This window comes from Burkholderia pseudomultivorans (assembly GCF_902499075.1).
In the GTDB taxonomy this organism is placed as follows: domain Bacteria; phylum Pseudomonadota; class Gammaproteobacteria; order Burkholderiales; family Burkholderiaceae; genus Burkholderia; species Burkholderia pseudomultivorans.
The window spans coordinates 26,741-42,226 of record NZ_CABVPP010000017.1; the positions used below are offsets into that span (position 1 = coordinate 26,741).

Consider the following 15,486-nt stretch of genomic DNA (forward strand, 5'->3'; position numbering starts at 1 on the left):
CTCTTCTCATCAAGAATGATCTTCGAACGCTCCCTCCAGCGCGAGCTTGCGTATACGGCTGGCGCCGTGTTCATGGTGCTGCTCACGATCATGCTCACGACGATGATGATCCGCATCGTCGGCTATGCCGCGTCCGGCGAAATCGATCCGCGCGACGTGCTCGTGCTGATCGGCCTGACCGTGATCGGCTACCTCGCGGTGATGCTCGTCGTCACGCTGTTCGTGTCGATCCTGTTCGTGCTCACCCGGTGGTACCGGGACTCCGAAATGGTCGTCTGGCTCGCGTCCGGCGTGAGCCTCACGCGCCTGATCAAGCCGATCGGCGTGTTCGCGACGCCGATCGTCCTGCTGATCGCGTTCTTCGCGTTCGTCGGCTGGCCGTGGTCGAACCAGCAGAGCAAGATGATCAAGGCGCGCTTCCAGCAGCGCGACGAAATCTCGCTGCTCGCGCCGGGCCAGTTCCGCGAATCGGCGACGAACCATCGCGTGTTCTTCATCGAGAAGATGACGCCCGACCAGAGCAAGGTGCAGAACGTGTTCGTGACCTCGACCGAGAACGGCAAGGTCAACGTCGTCGTGTCGCAGACGGGTCACACCGAAACCCGCGACGGCGACCGCTTCGTCGTGCTCGAGAACGGCCGCCGCTACGACGGCACGCCCGGCCAGCCGAACTTCAAGATCATGGAGTTCCAGCGCTACGGCGTGAAGATCACCAGCACGCCGGTCGTCAACGTGCCGACCACCAACAGCACGCCGACGCTCGACCTGCTGCGCAACCCGACGCGCGACAACCTCGCGGAATTCGCGTGGCGCGCGGGGCTGCCGCTGATCGCGATCAACCTGATGGTGCTCGGCATCCCGCTCGCCTATCAGAACCCGCGCCGCAGCCGCACGATCAACCTCGTGATGGCGGTGCTGATCTACCTCACGTATTCGAACCTGCTGAACGTCGTGCAGGCGCAGATCGAGCAGGGCAAGATGTCGTTCGGCGTCGGCCTGGTCGGTCTGCACCTGATCGTCGCGGCGATCGTCGGATTCATCTTCTGGTTGCGCGTGCGCAATCGCCCGCTGTTGACACGCGCGCTGTTCGGCCGCTCGGGAGCATGATCGATGCGGCTCTATGAAAAGTACTTCGCGCGGCAGATCTACGTCACGTTCGTCTTCATCCTGTTCGCGTTCTCGGGCCTGTTCTTCTTCTTCGACCTGATCAGCGAACTGAACTCGGTCGGGCACGGCAACTACAAGTTCGGCTACGCGGTGCTGCGCGTCGCGCTGCAGACGCCGTCGCGCTTCTACGAGATCATCCCGGTCGCCGCGCTGATCAGCGCGATCTACGTGTTCGCGCAGATGGCCGCGAACTCCGAATTCACGATCTTCCGCGTGTCGGGCCTCGCGACCAACCAGGCGCTGCGCTCGCTGCTGAAGATCGGCATTCCGCTCGTGATCGTCACCTACCTGATCGGCGAGTTCGTCGGCCCGTACGCGGATCAGCTGTCCGAACGCGTGCGGCTGCAGGCGCTCGGCGCGTCGGTGTCGTCGAACTTCCAGTCGGGCGTGTGGGTGAAGGACACGCTCGCGGCCCGCGAGAACGGCGAGCAGGTCACGCGCTTCGTCAACGTCGGCAGCCTGTCGCCCGACTCGACGATCAGCAACGTGCGGATCTACGAATTCGACTCGAAATTCCAGCTGCAGAACGTGCGGATCGCGCAGAAGGGCAGCTACGAGCCGCCCGGCCACTGGCTGCTGAAGGGCGTGACCGAGACCGAGCTGACGCCGATCAAGCCGATCGCCGGCCAGCCGGCCGACGCGCTGAATCCCGTGTACCGGTCGCAGCAGGTCACGCTGCCCGAATACCGGCTGCGCTCGGACCTGACGCCGCAGATCCTGTCGGTGCTGCTCGTGTCGCCGGAGCGCATGTCGATCATCAACCTGTTCCGCTACATCCAGCATTTGCGCGAGAATCAGCAGGACACGCAGCGCTACGACATCGCGCTGTGGCGCAAGCTGCTGTATCCGTTCGCGGTGTTCGTGATGCTGGTGCTGTCGCTGCCGTTCGCATACCTGCACACGCGGGCGGGCGTGGTCGGCGTGAAGGTGTTCGGCGGCATCATGCTCGGGATGAGCTTCCAGCTGCTCAATACGCTGTTCTCGCATATCGGCACGCTGAACACGTGGCCCGCGCCGCTCACCGCGGCCACGCCGGGCCTGATCTATCTCGCGCTCGGCCTGTTCGCGCTGAAATGGGTCGACCGGCACTGAGCGCCGCGCGCCCGACGGAGGTCTCGACATGAGTTCGCACGGCATCGTCCTGTTCGGCCACGGCGCACGCGATCCGCGCTGGGCCGAGCCGTTCGAGCGGCTCGCCGCGCGGCTGCGCGGCGCCGGCTCGGCGGCCTCCCCCGCGCCGCTCGTGTCGCTCGCGTTCCTCGAACTGATGACGCCGTCGCTCGGCGACGCGGTCGCCGCGCAGGTCGCGGCCGGCTGCGCGCGCATCACCGTGGTGCCGGTATTCTTCGGCCAGGGCGGCCACGTGCGCCGCGACCTGCCGCAACTGGTCGACGCGTGCCGCGCCGCGCATCCGGGTGTCGAGATCCGCTGCGCGACGGCGGTCGGCGAAGACGACGGCGTGCTCGACGCAATCGCACGCTACTGCCTCGACCAGCTCGGAAGCGACGACGCGTGACACGCGCAACGGTCCCGCTCAAATGAAAAACGCCGGCCTTGGCCAGCGTTTTTCATTTCGGACGACGTCGCGATCAGGCAGCATTCCGCAACGCATCGCCCTCTTTGACGTCGCGCACGCGCTCCGCGAACGCATCGCCGATCATCAGCAGGCTCGGCTGCGCCGGATCGAGCCACGTCTGCGCGTCGCCGGCCGCCATCTGTGCGAGCGTCAGCGTCAGCGTGCGCTCGCGCGCAGTGCTGCACGCCTCGACGATCGCCACCGGCGTCGCCGGCGCACGGCCGGCGTCGATCAGTTGCTGCGCGATGCCGGGCGCGCTGTCGCGGCCCATGTAGTAGACCATCGAATCGGCACGCGCGGCTTCGCGAATCTCGTCGCTGCCCGGCGCACGGCTGTGCGTCGCGAACGCGACGCTGCGCGCGACGCCACGCAAGGTCAGCGAGCGCTTCAGCGTCGCGGCGCCCGCGAGCGCCGCGGTGATGCCCGGCACGATCTCGTAGTCGATGCCGGCCGCTTCGAGCGCGCGCATTTCCTCGTCCGCACGGCCGAACAGCATCGGATCGCCGCCCTTGAGCCGCACGACGCACGCATGCTCGCGCGCCGCGTCGACGATCTGCTTGTTGATGAAATGCTGCGCGGTCGAGCGCTGCCCGCAGCGCTTGCCGACCGCGATCCTGCGCGCGTGCGGCGCATAGTCGAGCATCGCGGGCTCGACCAGCGCGTCGTGCAGCACGACGTCCGCCCGTTCGAGCAGCCGCGCGCCGCGCACCGTGATGAGGTCGGCCGCGCCCGGCCCTGCTCCGATCAGATAAACCTTGCCCATGTCAGTCACTTCGCTTGGTCCGAAAACGGCCGCTGCAGCCCGCGCCGCCGCAAAGCGGCGCGGTATGCCGGTTACGCCGAAAAGGCCCGGATCATGCCTGCGGCGACCGTGTGGTGCGTCGCCTCGTCGATCAGCACGAACGCGCCCGTGCCCGGATGCGCGTCGTACGTGTCGCAGACGATCGGCTTTTGCAGCGTCAGCGCGACGCGGCCGATGTCGTTCATCTTCAGGTCCTGACGGTCGGTCGCGTGCGACAGCGTATGCACGTCGAGCACCTGCTTGACGCCGCCGATCTTCGCGAACACCGTGCTGGTGGTCTGCTTCAGCAGGTACTTGCGCTGCGGCGACAGCGGCGCTTCGTCGAACCAGCACAGGTCGGCCTCGAGCTTCTTCGCCGGCGTCACCGGTTCGGCGGCCGTGACGAACATGTCGCCGCGCGACACGTCGACGTCTTCCGCGAGGCGGATCGTCACCGTCTGGCCCGCGAACGCGTGCGCGACCGACGCGGTGCCGCCCGGCACCGGCGCGACGATCTCGGCGACCGTTGCGGTGCGGTTCGACGGCAGCACGGCGATCGCGTCGCCGACCTTCACTTCGCCCGACTCGATGCGGCCCATGTAGCCGCGGAAATCGTCGGCCGAGCTGCCGTCCTGGCGCGCGACCCACTGCACCGGGAAGCGCAGCGCATCGTGCGCCTGCGTCTCGACCGGCAGCGATTCGAGCACGTCGAGCAGCGGCTCGCCCGCATACCACGGCATGCGCTCGCTCGCGCCGACGATGTTGTCGCCCTTCAGCGCCGACACCGGCACGAAGCGCACGTCGGTCAGGCCGAGCTGCTTCGCGAGCGTCACGTACGCGTCGCGGATTTCATTGAAGCGCGCTTCGCTGTAGTCGACGAGGTCCATCTTGTTGATCGCGACGATCACGTGCTGCAGCGCGAGCAGCTTGACGATCGCGCTGTGGCGCTTGGTTTGCGGCAGCAGTTCCGCGACGCCGTTCTCGACCGTCACGCGCGTCGCGTCGATCAGGATGATCGCGGCGTGCGCGGTCGACGCACCCGTCACCATGTTGCGCGTGTACTGCTCGTGGCCCGGCGTGTCGGCGATGATGAACTTGCGCTTGGCCGTCGCGAAATAGCGATACGCGACGTCGATCGTGATGCCCTGCTCGCGCTCGGCTTCCAGCCCGTCGGTCAGCAGCGCGAGGTCGAGTTCGTCGCCGACCGTGCGCTTGTTCTTCGCGCGCGACAGCGCGGACAGCTGGTCGGACAGCACGGCCTTGCTGTCGTACAGCAGGCGGCCGATCAGCGTGCTCTTGCCGTCGTCGACGCTGCCCGCGGTGATGAAGCGCAGCACGCCGAGGTCTTCGGTGTTCTCGATGATGCTCATGATGTGAATGTCCTCGTGTGCTTCAGAAATAACCCTGCTTCTTGCGCTGCTCCATCGCGGCTTCGGAGGTCTGGTCGTCCATCCGCGTCGCGCCGCGCTCGGTGATCTCGGTCACCGCCGTCTCGGCGATGATCTTCTCGACGTCGTCCGCGTCGCTCTCGACCGGGCACGTGCAGGAAATGTCGCCGACCGTGCGGAACCGCACCTGCGCGACTTCGCTCGTCTCGCCGTCGCGCATCGGCGTGAGCGGCGTGACCGGCACCAGCAGCCCGTTGCGGCGCACGATCTCGCGCTGGTGCGCGTAGTAGATCGACGGCAGCTCGAGGTTTTCGCGCGCGATGTACTGCCACACGTCGAGTTCGGTCCAGTTCGAGATCGGGAACACGCGCAGGTGTTCGCCGTTGTGCAGGCGTGCGTTGTACAGGCTCCACAGTTCCGGGCGCTGCGCCTTCGGGTCCCACTGGCCGAATTCGTCGCGGAACGAGAAGATGCGCTCCTTCGCGCGCGCCTTCTCTTCGTCGCGGCGCGCGCCGCCGATCATCGCGGTGAAGCCGTGCTGCTCGATCGTCTCGAGCAGCGTGACGGCCTGCGCGGCATTGCGCGAATCGGTTTCGCGGCGCAGCACGACCGTGCCGCGCTTGATCGAATCCTCGACGTGGCCGACGATCAGCTCGGCGCCGATCTCGTTGGCGCGACGGTCGCGGAAATCGATCACCTCGTCGTAGTTGTGGCCCGTGTCGATGTGCACGAGCGGGAACGGCAGCGTGGTCTTGCGGTTCGCGCCGAGGCCGAACGCCTTCAGCGCCAGGTGCAGCACGACGACCGAATCCTTGCCGCCCGAGAACAGCAGCGCCGGCTTGCTGCACTCGGCGACCAGCTCGCGCAGGATATGGATCGACTCGGCTTCGAGCCAGTCGAGGTGGCCCATGCGGCTGTCGGCGCCGGTGGGCGGGGCAAAGGCGGATTGCTCGAGCGTCGTGCTCATGATTTCAGTCCTTCTCTTCCGGGTTCGTGCCGCCCGCTGTCGCGGGCGGCGCAATATTCAGTGTCTTGTCGGCTTTCAGTGCGCGGCGCCGGCTTCGGCATTCGCGGGAATCGGCGTGATCGTCGTGATGTGCAGCCCGCATTCCTTCGTGTCGCGCGACTCCCACCACCAGCGGCCCGCGCGGCTGTCCTCGCCGGGGCGGATCGCGCGCGTACAGGGCTCGCAGCCGATGCTCGGGTAGCCGCGCGCATGCAGCGGATTGACCGGCACGTCGAACGCCTTAAGGTACGCCCACACGTCGTCTTCCGTCCAGTCGGCGAGCGGGTTGTACTTCGCGATCCCGCGCGCTTCGTCCTGCTCTTGCTCATGCAGCTCGGCACGCGTAACCGACTGCTCGCGACGCTGGCCCGTGACCCACGCGCCGACGTCCGACAGCGCGCGGTTCAGCGGCTCGACCTTGCGGATGTGGCAGCACGACTTGCGCAGCTCGACGCTCTCGTAGAACGCGTTCAGCCCGTGTTCGGCCACATATTGGTCCACCGCGTCCTGCTGCGGATGAAACTGCTCGATCTCGTAGCCGTAGCGCTCGCGCACGCGGTCGATCATGCCGAGCGTCTCCGCGTGCAGGCGGCCCGTGTTCAGCGAGAAGATGCCGATCGACACGCCCTTCGACAGGATCGCGTGCGTGAGCAGCATGTCTTCGGCTGCGAGGCTGCTCGCGAGCTTCACCTTCGGATGGCGCGCGGCGATCTGCGCGAGCAGCGCGTCGAGCCGCTCGACCTTCGCCGCGAGTTCCGGCGTCAGCGCGGTGGCGGTCGCGGTGCTCATGCGCTCACCTTGGTGTCGGCCGACGCGGCACGGCGGCGGAACAGCGGCGCGGGCTCGTCGAACGCACCCTGGTAACGCTGCGTGAACTCGCCGAACGCGTTCAGCGCGTCGTGGATGTCCTTGTCGGCGCGCACCGCGAACGCATCGAAGCCGCAGCGCGACATGTACAGCAGCTGGTCGCGCAGCACGTCGCCGATCGCGCGCAGCTCGCCCGTCCAGCCGTGACGCTCGCGCAGCAGGCGCGCGATGCTGTAGCCGCGACCGTCCGCGAAGCGCGGGAAATCCACCGCGATCAGCGAAATCGCGCCGAAGTCGGCCGCGAGATCGGCCGGCTCGCTGTCCGGCGCGAGCCACACGCCCAGTTCGTCCTTCGTCTTCGCGGCGACCAGCGCTGCGCGCTCGGCCTGCCACAACGCGAGCGGCACCAGCACCTTGCCGGCCGGCAATGCGTCGACCGCGGGCAGCGCGCCGTCTTCCGACGCGCGCACGACCTGCCATGCGTCGTCGATCACTGCGCGGTTCTTGATAATCGAAGCCATCTGCAAATTCCTTCTAGCCGGTGGGTTAGGCGTTCACTGCCTGGCGCGCCGCATAGACGCGCTCCTTGAACGGCGCGATGCCGATGCGGTCGTACGTGTCGATGAAGCGCTCGCCGTCGATGCGCGACTCGACGAACGTGTCGATCAGCTTCGCGATCACGTCCGGCACCTCTTCCGCCGAGAACGACGGCCCGATCACGCGGCCCAGGCGCGCGCCGTCGCGGCCCGTGCCCTGCTCGCCGCCGAGCGACACCTGGTACCACTCGGCGCCGTCCTTGTCGACGCCGAGGATGCCGATGTTGCCGACGTGGTGATGGCCGCACGAGTTCATGCAACCGGAAATGTTCAGCGACAGGTCGCCGAGGTCGTACACATAGTCGAGATCGTCGAAGCGCTGCTGGATCCCCAGCGCGATCGGGATCGACTTCGCGTTCGCGAGCGAGCAGAAGTCGCCGCCCGGGCACGCGATGATGTCGGTCAGCAGGCCGATGTTCGGCGTCGCGAAACCGGCGGCCTTCGCCTTCTCCCACACCGCGAACAGGTCGCGCTTCTTCACGTTCGCGAGAATCAGGTTCTGCTCGTGCGACACGCGCAGCTCGCCGAACGAATACGCATCGGCCCAGTCGGCGACCAGATCCATCTGCTTGTCGGTCGCGTCGCCCGGCGCCGCACGGTGATCCTTCAGCGACAGCGTGACGGCCGCGTAGCCCGGCACCTTGTGCGGCGCGACGTTGCGCTCGACCCAGCGCGCGAACGCCTTGTTCTCGAGCAGGTGCTGCTCGAACGACGCGTCGGTGTCGGCCAGCTTCTCGTAGACGGGCGGCTTGAAGTACTGCGACACGCGGTCGAGCTCGGCCTGCGTGAGCGTCGACGGGCCGTCCTTCAGGTGCTGCCATTCCTCCTCGACCTGCTGCGCGAACTTCGCCGGCGACAGCGCCTTCACGAGGATCTTGATGCGTGCCTTGTACATGTTGTCGCGGCGGCCGTAGCGGTTGTACACGCGCAGCACGGCTTCGCAGTACGTCAGCAGGTGCTGCCACGGCAGGTCTTCCTTGATCACCGCGCCGACGATCGGCGTACGGCCGAGGCCGCCGCCCGCGAGGATGCTCGCGACCACTTCGCCCTGCGCGTTCTTCTTCAGGTACACGCCGAGGTCGTGGATCTGCACGGCCGCACGGTCGTGCTTCGAGCCCGACACCGCGATCTTGAACTTGCGCGGCAGCCACGCGAATTCGGGATGGAACGTCGACCATTGACGCAGGATCTCGGCCCACGGACGCGGATCGATCTCTTCGTCCTGCGCGACGCCTGCGAACTGGTCGGCCGTGATGTTGCGGATGCAGTTGCCCGACGTCTGGATCGCGTGCATCTGCACCGACGCGAGCTTCGCGAGGATCTCGGGCGTTTCTTCGAGCTGGATCCAGTTGAACTGGATGTTCGAGCGCGTCGAGAAGTGGCCATAGCCGCGGTCGTGTTCGCGCGCGATGCGCGCCAGCATGCGCAGCTGCTCGCTGCGCAGGTTGCCGTAAGGAATCGCGATGCGGTGCATGTACGCGTGACGCTGCATGTACAGGCCGTTCTGCAGGCGCAGCGGACGGAACTCGTCTTCGCTCAACTCGCCCGACAGGCGGCGGCGCACCTGATCGCGGTACTGCGCGACACGCTCGTCGACGATCGTCTGGTCGTACTGGTCGTACTGATACATTCGGGGACCCCAGGGTTTTCGTGGTGACCGCGCGACGTCCTAGCCACGTCGCGCCCGAATCTCCGTTCCGCCGCTGCCGCCGGGGCATCCGCTGCCCGGTGGATTGCTAATGACGAAAACAGATATCCATATTTGAAAAACTCCGGTGAATCGTAATAAACTCGCCTTATATTTCAAACGACTAAAAAATTCTGTTGATATGCGGAAGGGTTATAAATGAACCTGCACCAATTTCGCTTCGTGCGCGAGGCCGTCCGGCAGAATTTCAACCTCACCGAGGCCGCCAAGGCGCTCTACACGTCGCAACCGGGGGTATCGAAGGCGATCATCGAGCTCGAGGACGAGCTGGGCGTGGAGATCTTCACGCGGCACGGCAAGCGCGTGCGCTCGCTCACCGAGCCGGGCCGGATCATCCTCGCGTCGGTCGAGCGGATCCTGCAGGAGGTCGAAAGCCTTAAGAGGGTCGGAAAAGATTATGCAGCGCAGGACCAGGGCAACCTGACGATCGCGGCGACCCACACGCAGGCGCGCTATTCGCTGCCGGCCGCGATCGCCGAATTCAAGAAGCGCTTCCCGAAGGTGCACCTGTCGATCCTGCAGGGCAGCCCGACGCAGGTCGCCGAGATGGTGATCCACGACCAGGCCGATCTCGCGATCGCAACCGAGGCGATCGCCGACTACAAGGAACTCGTGTCGCTGCCCTGCTTCCAGTGGCATCACGCGGCCGTCGTGCCGGCCGACCATCCGCTGCTCGAGCGCAAGCCGGTCACGCTCGACGATCTCGCGCAGTATCCGCTGATCACCTACGACGACGCGTTCGCGGGCCGCAAGAAGATCAACCATGCGTTCGCGCTGCGCGGGCTGTCGCCGGACATCGTGCTGGAGGCGATCGACGCCGACGTGATCAAGACCTATGTCGAGCTCGGCCTCGGCGTCGGGATCATGGCCGACATCGCGTTCAACCCGGAGCGCGACCGCAACCTGCGGCTGATTCCGGTCGGCCACCTGTTCGGCAGCAACGTGACGCGCGTCGCGCTGAAGCAGGGCGCGTATCTGCGCAGCTATGTGTATACGCTGGTCGAGCTGCTGTCGCCGACGCTGAACCGCAAGCTGATCGAACAGGCGCTCAAGGGCGAATCCGAATCGTACGAGCTTTGAGCCGCGTGTATAACCACAGGGGCGCACATCGCGCCCCTTTTTATTGCCCGACGGAGATTCCCGCATGACGCTTCCCGCCCTGCTGCGCCGCGCCGCCGGCGCTGCCCTTGCGCTCGCCTGCATGGCCGCGCAGGCCGACCTGAAGGTCGGCGTCGACCTGTCGTCGACCGGCCCCGCCGCCGCGATCGGCATCACGAGCAAGAACGCGATCCTGATGTGGCCGAAGACGATCGCCGGGCAGCCGCTGCAGGTGACGGTGCTCGACGACGCGTCGGACCCGGGCGCCGCGGTGCGCAACATCCGCAAGCTGGTGGACGAGGATCACGTCGACGTGGTGGTCGGGCCGAACATCACGCCGGCCGCGCTCGCGGCGCTCGACGCGGTGGCGGCCGGCCAGACGCCGATGATCACGCTGGTCGGCTCCGGCGCGATCGTCGAGCCGCAGGAAGGCGCGCGCACCTGGGCGTTCAAGATGGCGCAGAGCGACCGCGCGATGGCCGACGTGATGACGCGCTACATGGCGAACCACGGCGTGAAGACGGTCGGCTTCATCGGCTTCGCGGACAGCTACGGCGACAGCTGGCTGAACGAGTTCACGCGCTTCGCGGAGCTGCGCAAGATCCGCGTGGTCGCGACCGAGCGCTTCAACCGCACCGACGCGAGCGTCACGGGCCAGGCGCTGAAGCTGGTCGCCGCGAAGCCCGACGCAATCCTGATCGCGGGCTCGGGCACGCCGGCCGTGCTGCCGCAGCGCACGCTGATCGAGCGCGGTTACAAGGGCCCGATCTATCAGACGCACGGCATCGCGACGCCGGAATTCATCAAGCTCGGCGGCAAGGATGTGGAGGGCACGCTGTTCCCGACCCAGCCGGTGGTCGTCGCGCGCACGCTGCCGGCCGACCATCCGGCGCGCAAGGCCGCGCTCGCGTTCGTCGACGCGTACGAGGCGAAGTACGGCGCCGGCACCGTCACGCAGTTCGCGGGCGACGCGGCCGGCGTCTACCCGCGCCTCGCCGACGCGGTCGGCCGCGCGCTGAAGACCGCGCAGCCCGGCACGCCCGCGTTCCGCGCGGCGCTGCGGCGCGAGCTCGAACGCGCGCACGAGCTCGTCGTGCCGAACGGCGTCGTCAATACCAGCGACAAGGATCATGTGGGGCTCGATCAGCGCGCGAGCGTGATGGGGATCGTGAAGCACGGACAGTTCGTCTATCTGAGCCAGTGACGGGCAGCTTGCCCGGCGTGCGGATTTCCGCCATAATCCGCGTTTCGCCGCGCACAATCGCATGCGCGGTCAGGATCAGGCCCAGGTGGTGAAATTGGTAGACGCAGGGGACTCAAAATCCCCCGCCGCAAGGCGTGCCGGTTCGATTCCGGCCCTGGGCACCAGCATTCGCAGTACCGTCGAAACCCGCGCAAGCTCGTCGCTTCGCGGGTTTTTGTTTTTCCCGCGCTCCATTCCCCCGCCCTTCCCCGTTCAACCGCGCCCGCAGAACCGCACGATCGCGTCCGCCACCGGCGCCGCCGCCTCGCGCTGCGGGAAATGCCCGACGCCGTCGAGCACCTGACGCTCGTAGCGACCGCTGAAGAACCGCTCGCGCCCGGCCGAGCTGTCCGGGCGATTGCACGCGTCCGCGCCGCCATGCAGCACGAGCGTCGGCACCGCCAGCACGGGCGCAGGGTTCAGCCGCGCGTCGTCGTCCGCATAAGCCGGCGCGCCCGGCGCGAATCCCCAGCGATGCCGGTACGAGTGCAGTACGACGTCGATCCAGTCGGGACCGTCGAACGCGGCGGCGGCCGCGTCGAACGCGTCGTCGCGATACCAGCCCGGCGGCGACCAGGTGTCCCACATCAGGCGCGCGAACGCGCGGCGGTCGTCGCGCAGCGCGCGCTCGCCGCGCGGCGTCGCCAGGAACCAGTGATACCAGTAGTTGCGCGCCTGCTGCAGCGACAGCGGCTGGCCGGGATCGTTGGTGCCGTAGCCGACCGACAGCATCACCAGATGCGACGCGACGCCGTCGCGCAGCCCGCACGCGTTCGCGACCGCGCGGGCGCCCCAGTCGTGCCCGACCAGCACCGGCCGGTCGAGGCCGAGCGCATCGACGAAGTCGAGCAGATCGCGCCCGAGCGCCGCAAGCTGGCCGCTGCGCGGCGCGGACGCGTCGAGAAAGCGCGTCGGCGCGAAACCGCGCAGCGCGGGCGCCAGCACGCGGTAACCGTGCCCGGCGAGCGCCGCCGCGACACCGTCCCAGCCAACCGGGCTGTCGGGCCAGCCGTGCAGCAGCACGGCCGTGCGCTCGCCGCGCGGGTTCCATTCGAGATAAGCGATATCGAGCGACGCAGTCGTCGCATGTGCGTAGGTGGTCATCGTGCACTCCTTCGTTGATCGAGCCGACCGGTCGATGGTAGGTCGCGATTTCGTCACGATTCGCGGAGTATCATGATCCATTATCCGAATTTTGCGTTGAAACACCCGATGGAACCGTCAACCGATCCCGCGTCGAGCGCACTCGACATCGCGTTGCTGCGCACCTTCCTCGCGGTCGTCGACTGCCACGGCTTCGCGCCGGCCGCCGAACGGCTCGCGCTGACGCCGTCCGCCGTCAGCGGCCACATCAAGCGGCTCGAACAGGCGGCCGGCGCGGTGCTGCTCGCACGCACCACGCGCCGCGTCGCGCTCACGCCGGCCGGCGACACGCTGTACGCGTACGCGCGCAACATCGTCGACATGGAGCGCGAGGCGCGCGCGAGGCTGCGCGGCGCGCCCGCACACGGCCGGCTGCGCATCGGCGCGTCGGAAGACTTCGCAGGCACGTGGCTGCCGCTCGTGCTGCGCGCGTTCCGCGATCGTCATCCGCATACGTCGATCGAGCTGAAGGTCGGCATCACCGCGTCGCTGCTGCGCGAGCAGGCACTCGGCCGGCTCGACGTGGTGTTCGGCAAGCTGTGCCGGCAGGTCGATGCGCCCGGCGAACTGCTGTGGGAGGAGCCGCTCGTCTGGGCGTTCGCGTCGGATCGCGCACTCGACGCGGCGCGCGACGTGCCGCTCGCGCTGTTTCCGGAGCCGTGCGTGTACCGGGACGCCGCCGTGTCGGCGCTCGCCGCGGCATTGCGGCCGTTTCGCGTGCTGTTCGAAAGCGCCAGCATGGCAGGATGCATATCGGCCGCACTCGCGGGTTTCGCGGTCACCGCGCTCGCGCACAGCCAGCTGCGCGACGGGCTGCGCGCGTGCGGGCCGCAGGACGGCCTGCCGGCGTTGCCGGCGGCGCGCTTCTACGCGTTCGCGGCGAAGCCCGACGGCGTCGGCGCGGCGCTGATCAACGCGGTGCGGGAAACCGGACGCGGCCGGCAATTCGCGCGGGCCGGCTGACATCGCGCGGCGCGCCGCGTCGGTTCAGACGTCGCGCGCCCCCGTCAACGCCTCCGCCATCAGCTCCCCGAACCAGTCGATGAACGCGTTGAGCCGCCGCGACCGGTGCCGCCGGTGCGGATAGACGGCCGACACGTCCATCGGCTCGGCCCGATGCCCGGGCATCACCTCGACCAGCGCGCCGCTGTCCAGCAGATGCGCGACGTCGAAGCGCGGAATCTGGATCAGCCCCATCCCCGCGATGCAGCTCGCGATATAGGTTTCCGCGTTGTTGACGATCACGCGGCTCGGCAGCGTCAGCGTGTGCAGGCCGCCGTCCGCGCGATACTCCCATTCGAGTTCGCGCCCGCTCGTCGGCGACGCATAGCCGATCGCCCAGTGCCCGTGCGCGAGCGCATCCGGATGCTCGGGCACGCCGCATTCGCGCAGATAGTCGGGGCTCGCGCAGTTGATCAGCGTGAATCGGCCGAGCGGCCGCACGACGAGGCTGCTGTCCGCAAGCCGCCCGACCCGGATCGCGCAGTCGACGCCTTCCTGCACCAGGTCGATCGACCGGTCGGTCGAGCCGAGCGACAGCTGCAGCTTTGGGTGGCGGCGAAACAGCGACGGCAGCGCGGGCGCGATCATGCGGCGCGCGATCCGGCTCGGCACGTCGACGTTCAGTCGACCGACCACGTCGCGATCGCGGCGGCGAAACAGCCGGTCGAGCTCGTCGGCCTCCGCGAGCAGGCGCCGGCCGCGCTCGAGCAGCAGCGCGCCGTCGGCGGTCAGCTGCACCTGCCGCGTCGTGCGGTGCAGCAGGCGCGTGCCGAGCGCCGCCTCGAGCTGCTGAACGGCCGCCGACACGGTCGCGCGCGGCACGTCGAGCGCATGCGCGGCCTTGATGAAGCTGCCCATTTCGGCAACCTGAAGAAAGATCCTGACCTGGTCGAGCTTGTCCATCGTCACCGCGTTCGCTGGATTGATCGCCTGCCGGGTGCGCGTCGCGCCGCGCCGGAAACGAAACAGGCGCGCGGGGTTCGCCCGCGCGCCTGCTCATTGTCCACGCAAACCGGCCAGTGCGGCACGCGATGCGCGCCGCGCCGCTTACTTCGTCGCTTACTTCGTCGTATAGCCGCCGTTGATCAGGATCGTCTGGCCGGTGATCCACCAGCCGTCGGTCACCAGGTGGCGGATGAACGGCACGACGTCCTCGATGTCGGTCAGGCCCGTCTTGCTGAACGGCGACAGCGCGGCCGCGGTCTTGTGATACGCGACCGCATCGGCGCCTTCGGCCGGATAGAAGAACGGCGTGTCCATCGGGCCCGGCCCGACGGCCGTCACCGAGATCCCGCGCGCGCCGTACTCCTTCGCTGCCGCGCGCGTGAAATGCTCGACCGGCGCCTTCGACCCTTCGTAGGCCGCATAGAACGGCGTGAAGGCGCCGAGCAGCGACGTCACCAGCGTGACGAGCTTGCCGTTGTCCTCGAGATGCCGCCCGGCTTCCTTGATGAAGAAGAACGCCGACTTGCTGTTGACCGCGAACATGTCGTCGTATTCGGCCTCGCTGATCTCGGTGATCGGCTTCTTCAGCACCTTGCCGACCGTATTGATCGCGATGTCGATCCTGCCGAAGCGCTGCTTCGCGGCGTCGAACAGCTTCTCGACCGCGCCGGCCGTCGTCAGGTCGCCCTGGAACGTGTCGGCCTGCGCGCCGGCCGCGCGCACGGCGGCGGCCGTTTCTTCGGCCGCGGCCTGCGTCGCGGCGCTGTTGTAGTGGATCGCGACCGCCTTCGCGCCGTGGCTCGCCAGGTCGCGAGCGATCAGGCCGCCGAGGTTCTTCGCGCCGCCTGCGATCAGGACGACCTTGTCTGCGAGCGTATGAGTAGCCACGGTTGACTCCTTTTCGTTGAAGAAGCTCCGAGTGTAGGCATACGCGACGCGCCGGTCAGCCGGTCGCGGCTGGATGGATTATCCATAAAACCCGACCAATCGCGAAAAACCGGGCGATCAAGAAAACGAAATGTGCGC

The 15,486-nt window shown here is 67.7% G+C and carries 15 protein-coding genes and 1 tRNA gene; 7 read left to right on the top strand and 9 right to left on the bottom strand.

Annotation, left to right across the window (positions count from 1 at the left end):
- Positions 1-15 precede the first annotated feature (15 nt).
- Genes lptF through BST28156_RS14055 form a run of 3 tightly spaced genes read left to right on the top strand, consistent with a single transcriptional unit; the run spans position 16 to position 2,683 of the window.
- Positions 16-1,107 (top strand): LPS export ABC transporter permease LptF, encoded by a 1,092-nt coding sequence (lptF, locus tag BST28156_RS14045; protein ID WP_060245121.1) that lies wholly within the window; start codon positions 16-18, stop codon positions 1,105-1,107.
- Positions 1,108-1,110: 3 nt separating this feature from the next.
- Positions 1,111-2,259: an LPS export ABC transporter permease LptG gene (gene lptG, locus BST28156_RS14050; RefSeq protein ID WP_174902496.1), complete on the top strand. Its 1,149-nt coding sequence runs from the start codon at positions 1,111-1,113 to the stop codon at positions 2,257-2,259.
- A gap of 28 nt (positions 2,260-2,287) precedes the next feature.
- On the top strand, positions 2,288-2,683 hold the full coding sequence (locus tag BST28156_RS14055) for a sirohydrochlorin chelatase (protein WP_060245123.1): 396 nt from the start codon (positions 2,288-2,290) through the stop codon (positions 2,681-2,683).
- A gap of 73 nt (positions 2,684-2,756) precedes the next feature.
- On the opposite strand, the gene cobA is transcribed toward BST28156_RS14055, so the two are convergent.
- The 6 genes from cobA to BST28156_RS14085 form a co-directional block, all read right to left on the bottom strand.
- Positions 2,757-3,506 carry a uroporphyrinogen-III C-methyltransferase gene (gene cobA / locus BST28156_RS14060; protein ID WP_174902497.1) on the bottom strand — a complete coding sequence of 250 codons (750 nt, stop codon included), beginning with the start codon at positions 3,504-3,506 and terminating at the stop codon, positions 2,757-2,759.
- Positions 3,507-3,577: 71 nt separating this feature from the next.
- On the bottom strand, positions 3,578-4,894 hold the full coding sequence (locus tag BST28156_RS14065) for a sulfate adenylyltransferase subunit 1 (RefSeq protein WP_174902498.1): 1,317 nt from the start codon (positions 4,892-4,894) through the stop codon (positions 3,578-3,580).
- A gap of 22 nt (positions 4,895-4,916) precedes the next feature.
- A complete protein-coding gene (gene cysD, locus BST28156_RS14070) occupies positions 4,917-5,879 on the bottom strand; it encodes a sulfate adenylyltransferase subunit CysD (RefSeq protein WP_174902499.1) in 963 nt (320 codons plus the stop codon).
- 75 nt (positions 5,880-5,954) lie between these two features.
- Positions 5,955-6,707 carry a phosphoadenylyl-sulfate reductase gene (locus BST28156_RS14075; RefSeq protein ID WP_009689195.1) on the bottom strand — a complete coding sequence of 251 codons (753 nt, stop codon included), beginning with the start codon at positions 6,705-6,707 and terminating at the stop codon, positions 5,955-5,957.
- Complete coding sequence (locus tag BST28156_RS14080) at positions 6,704-7,246, bottom strand: DUF934 domain-containing protein (RefSeq protein WP_009689196.1); 543 nt, start codon at positions 7,244-7,246, stop codon at positions 6,704-6,706. The genes BST28156_RS14075 and BST28156_RS14080 overlap by 4 nt, the downstream gene beginning before the upstream one ends.
- A gap of 25 nt (positions 7,247-7,271) precedes the next feature.
- A complete protein-coding gene (locus tag BST28156_RS14085) occupies positions 7,272-8,951 on the bottom strand; it encodes a nitrite/sulfite reductase (RefSeq protein ID WP_174902500.1) in 1,680 nt (559 codons plus the stop codon).
- Between the two features lie 216 nt (positions 8,952-9,167).
- On the opposite strand from BST28156_RS14085, the gene BST28156_RS14090 reads away from it, so the two are divergent.
- The 3 genes from BST28156_RS14090 (at position 9,168) to BST28156_RS14100 (ending at position 11,495) form a co-directional block, all read left to right on the top strand.
- On the top strand, positions 9,168-10,109 hold the full coding sequence (locus tag BST28156_RS14090; RefSeq protein WP_009689198.1) for a CysB family HTH-type transcriptional regulator: 942 nt from the start codon (positions 9,168-9,170) through the stop codon (positions 10,107-10,109).
- A gap of 64 nt (positions 10,110-10,173) precedes the next feature.
- Complete coding sequence (locus BST28156_RS14095; RefSeq protein WP_174902501.1) at positions 10,174-11,331, top strand: ABC transporter substrate-binding protein; 1,158 nt, start codon at positions 10,174-10,176, stop codon at positions 11,329-11,331.
- 79 nt (positions 11,332-11,410) lie between these two features.
- A tRNA-Leu gene (locus BST28156_RS14100) sits at positions 11,411-11,495 on the top strand.
- 88 nt (positions 11,496-11,583) lie between these two features.
- Here the strand turns inward: BST28156_RS14100 and BST28156_RS14105 are convergent.
- The gene (locus BST28156_RS14105) at positions 11,584-12,474 is read right to left on the bottom strand and encodes an alpha/beta fold hydrolase (RefSeq protein ID WP_174902502.1); all 891 of its coding nucleotides are present in this window, start codon (positions 12,472-12,474) and stop codon (positions 11,584-11,586) included.
- Between the two features lie 108 nt (positions 12,475-12,582).
- Between BST28156_RS14105 and BST28156_RS14110 the strand changes: the two genes are divergently transcribed.
- On the top strand, positions 12,583-13,476 hold the full coding sequence (locus BST28156_RS14110; RefSeq protein WP_174902503.1) for a LysR substrate-binding domain-containing protein: 894 nt from the start codon (positions 12,583-12,585) through the stop codon (positions 13,474-13,476).
- Between the two features lie 24 nt (positions 13,477-13,500).
- Here BST28156_RS14110 and BST28156_RS14115 read toward each other — a convergent pair whose 3' ends face one another.
- Both BST28156_RS14115 and BST28156_RS14120 read right to left on the bottom strand, forming a co-directional pair.
- On the bottom strand, positions 13,501-14,418 hold the full coding sequence (locus BST28156_RS14115) for a LysR family transcriptional regulator (protein ID WP_174902504.1): 918 nt from the start codon (positions 14,416-14,418) through the stop codon (positions 13,501-13,503).
- A 156-nt stretch (positions 14,419-14,574) separates the two neighbouring features.
- Positions 14,575-15,348, bottom strand: a complete 774-nt coding sequence (locus BST28156_RS14120; RefSeq protein ID WP_040127988.1) for an SDR family oxidoreductase — start codon at positions 15,346-15,348, stop codon at positions 14,575-14,577.
- Positions 15,349-15,486 lie beyond the last annotated feature (138 nt).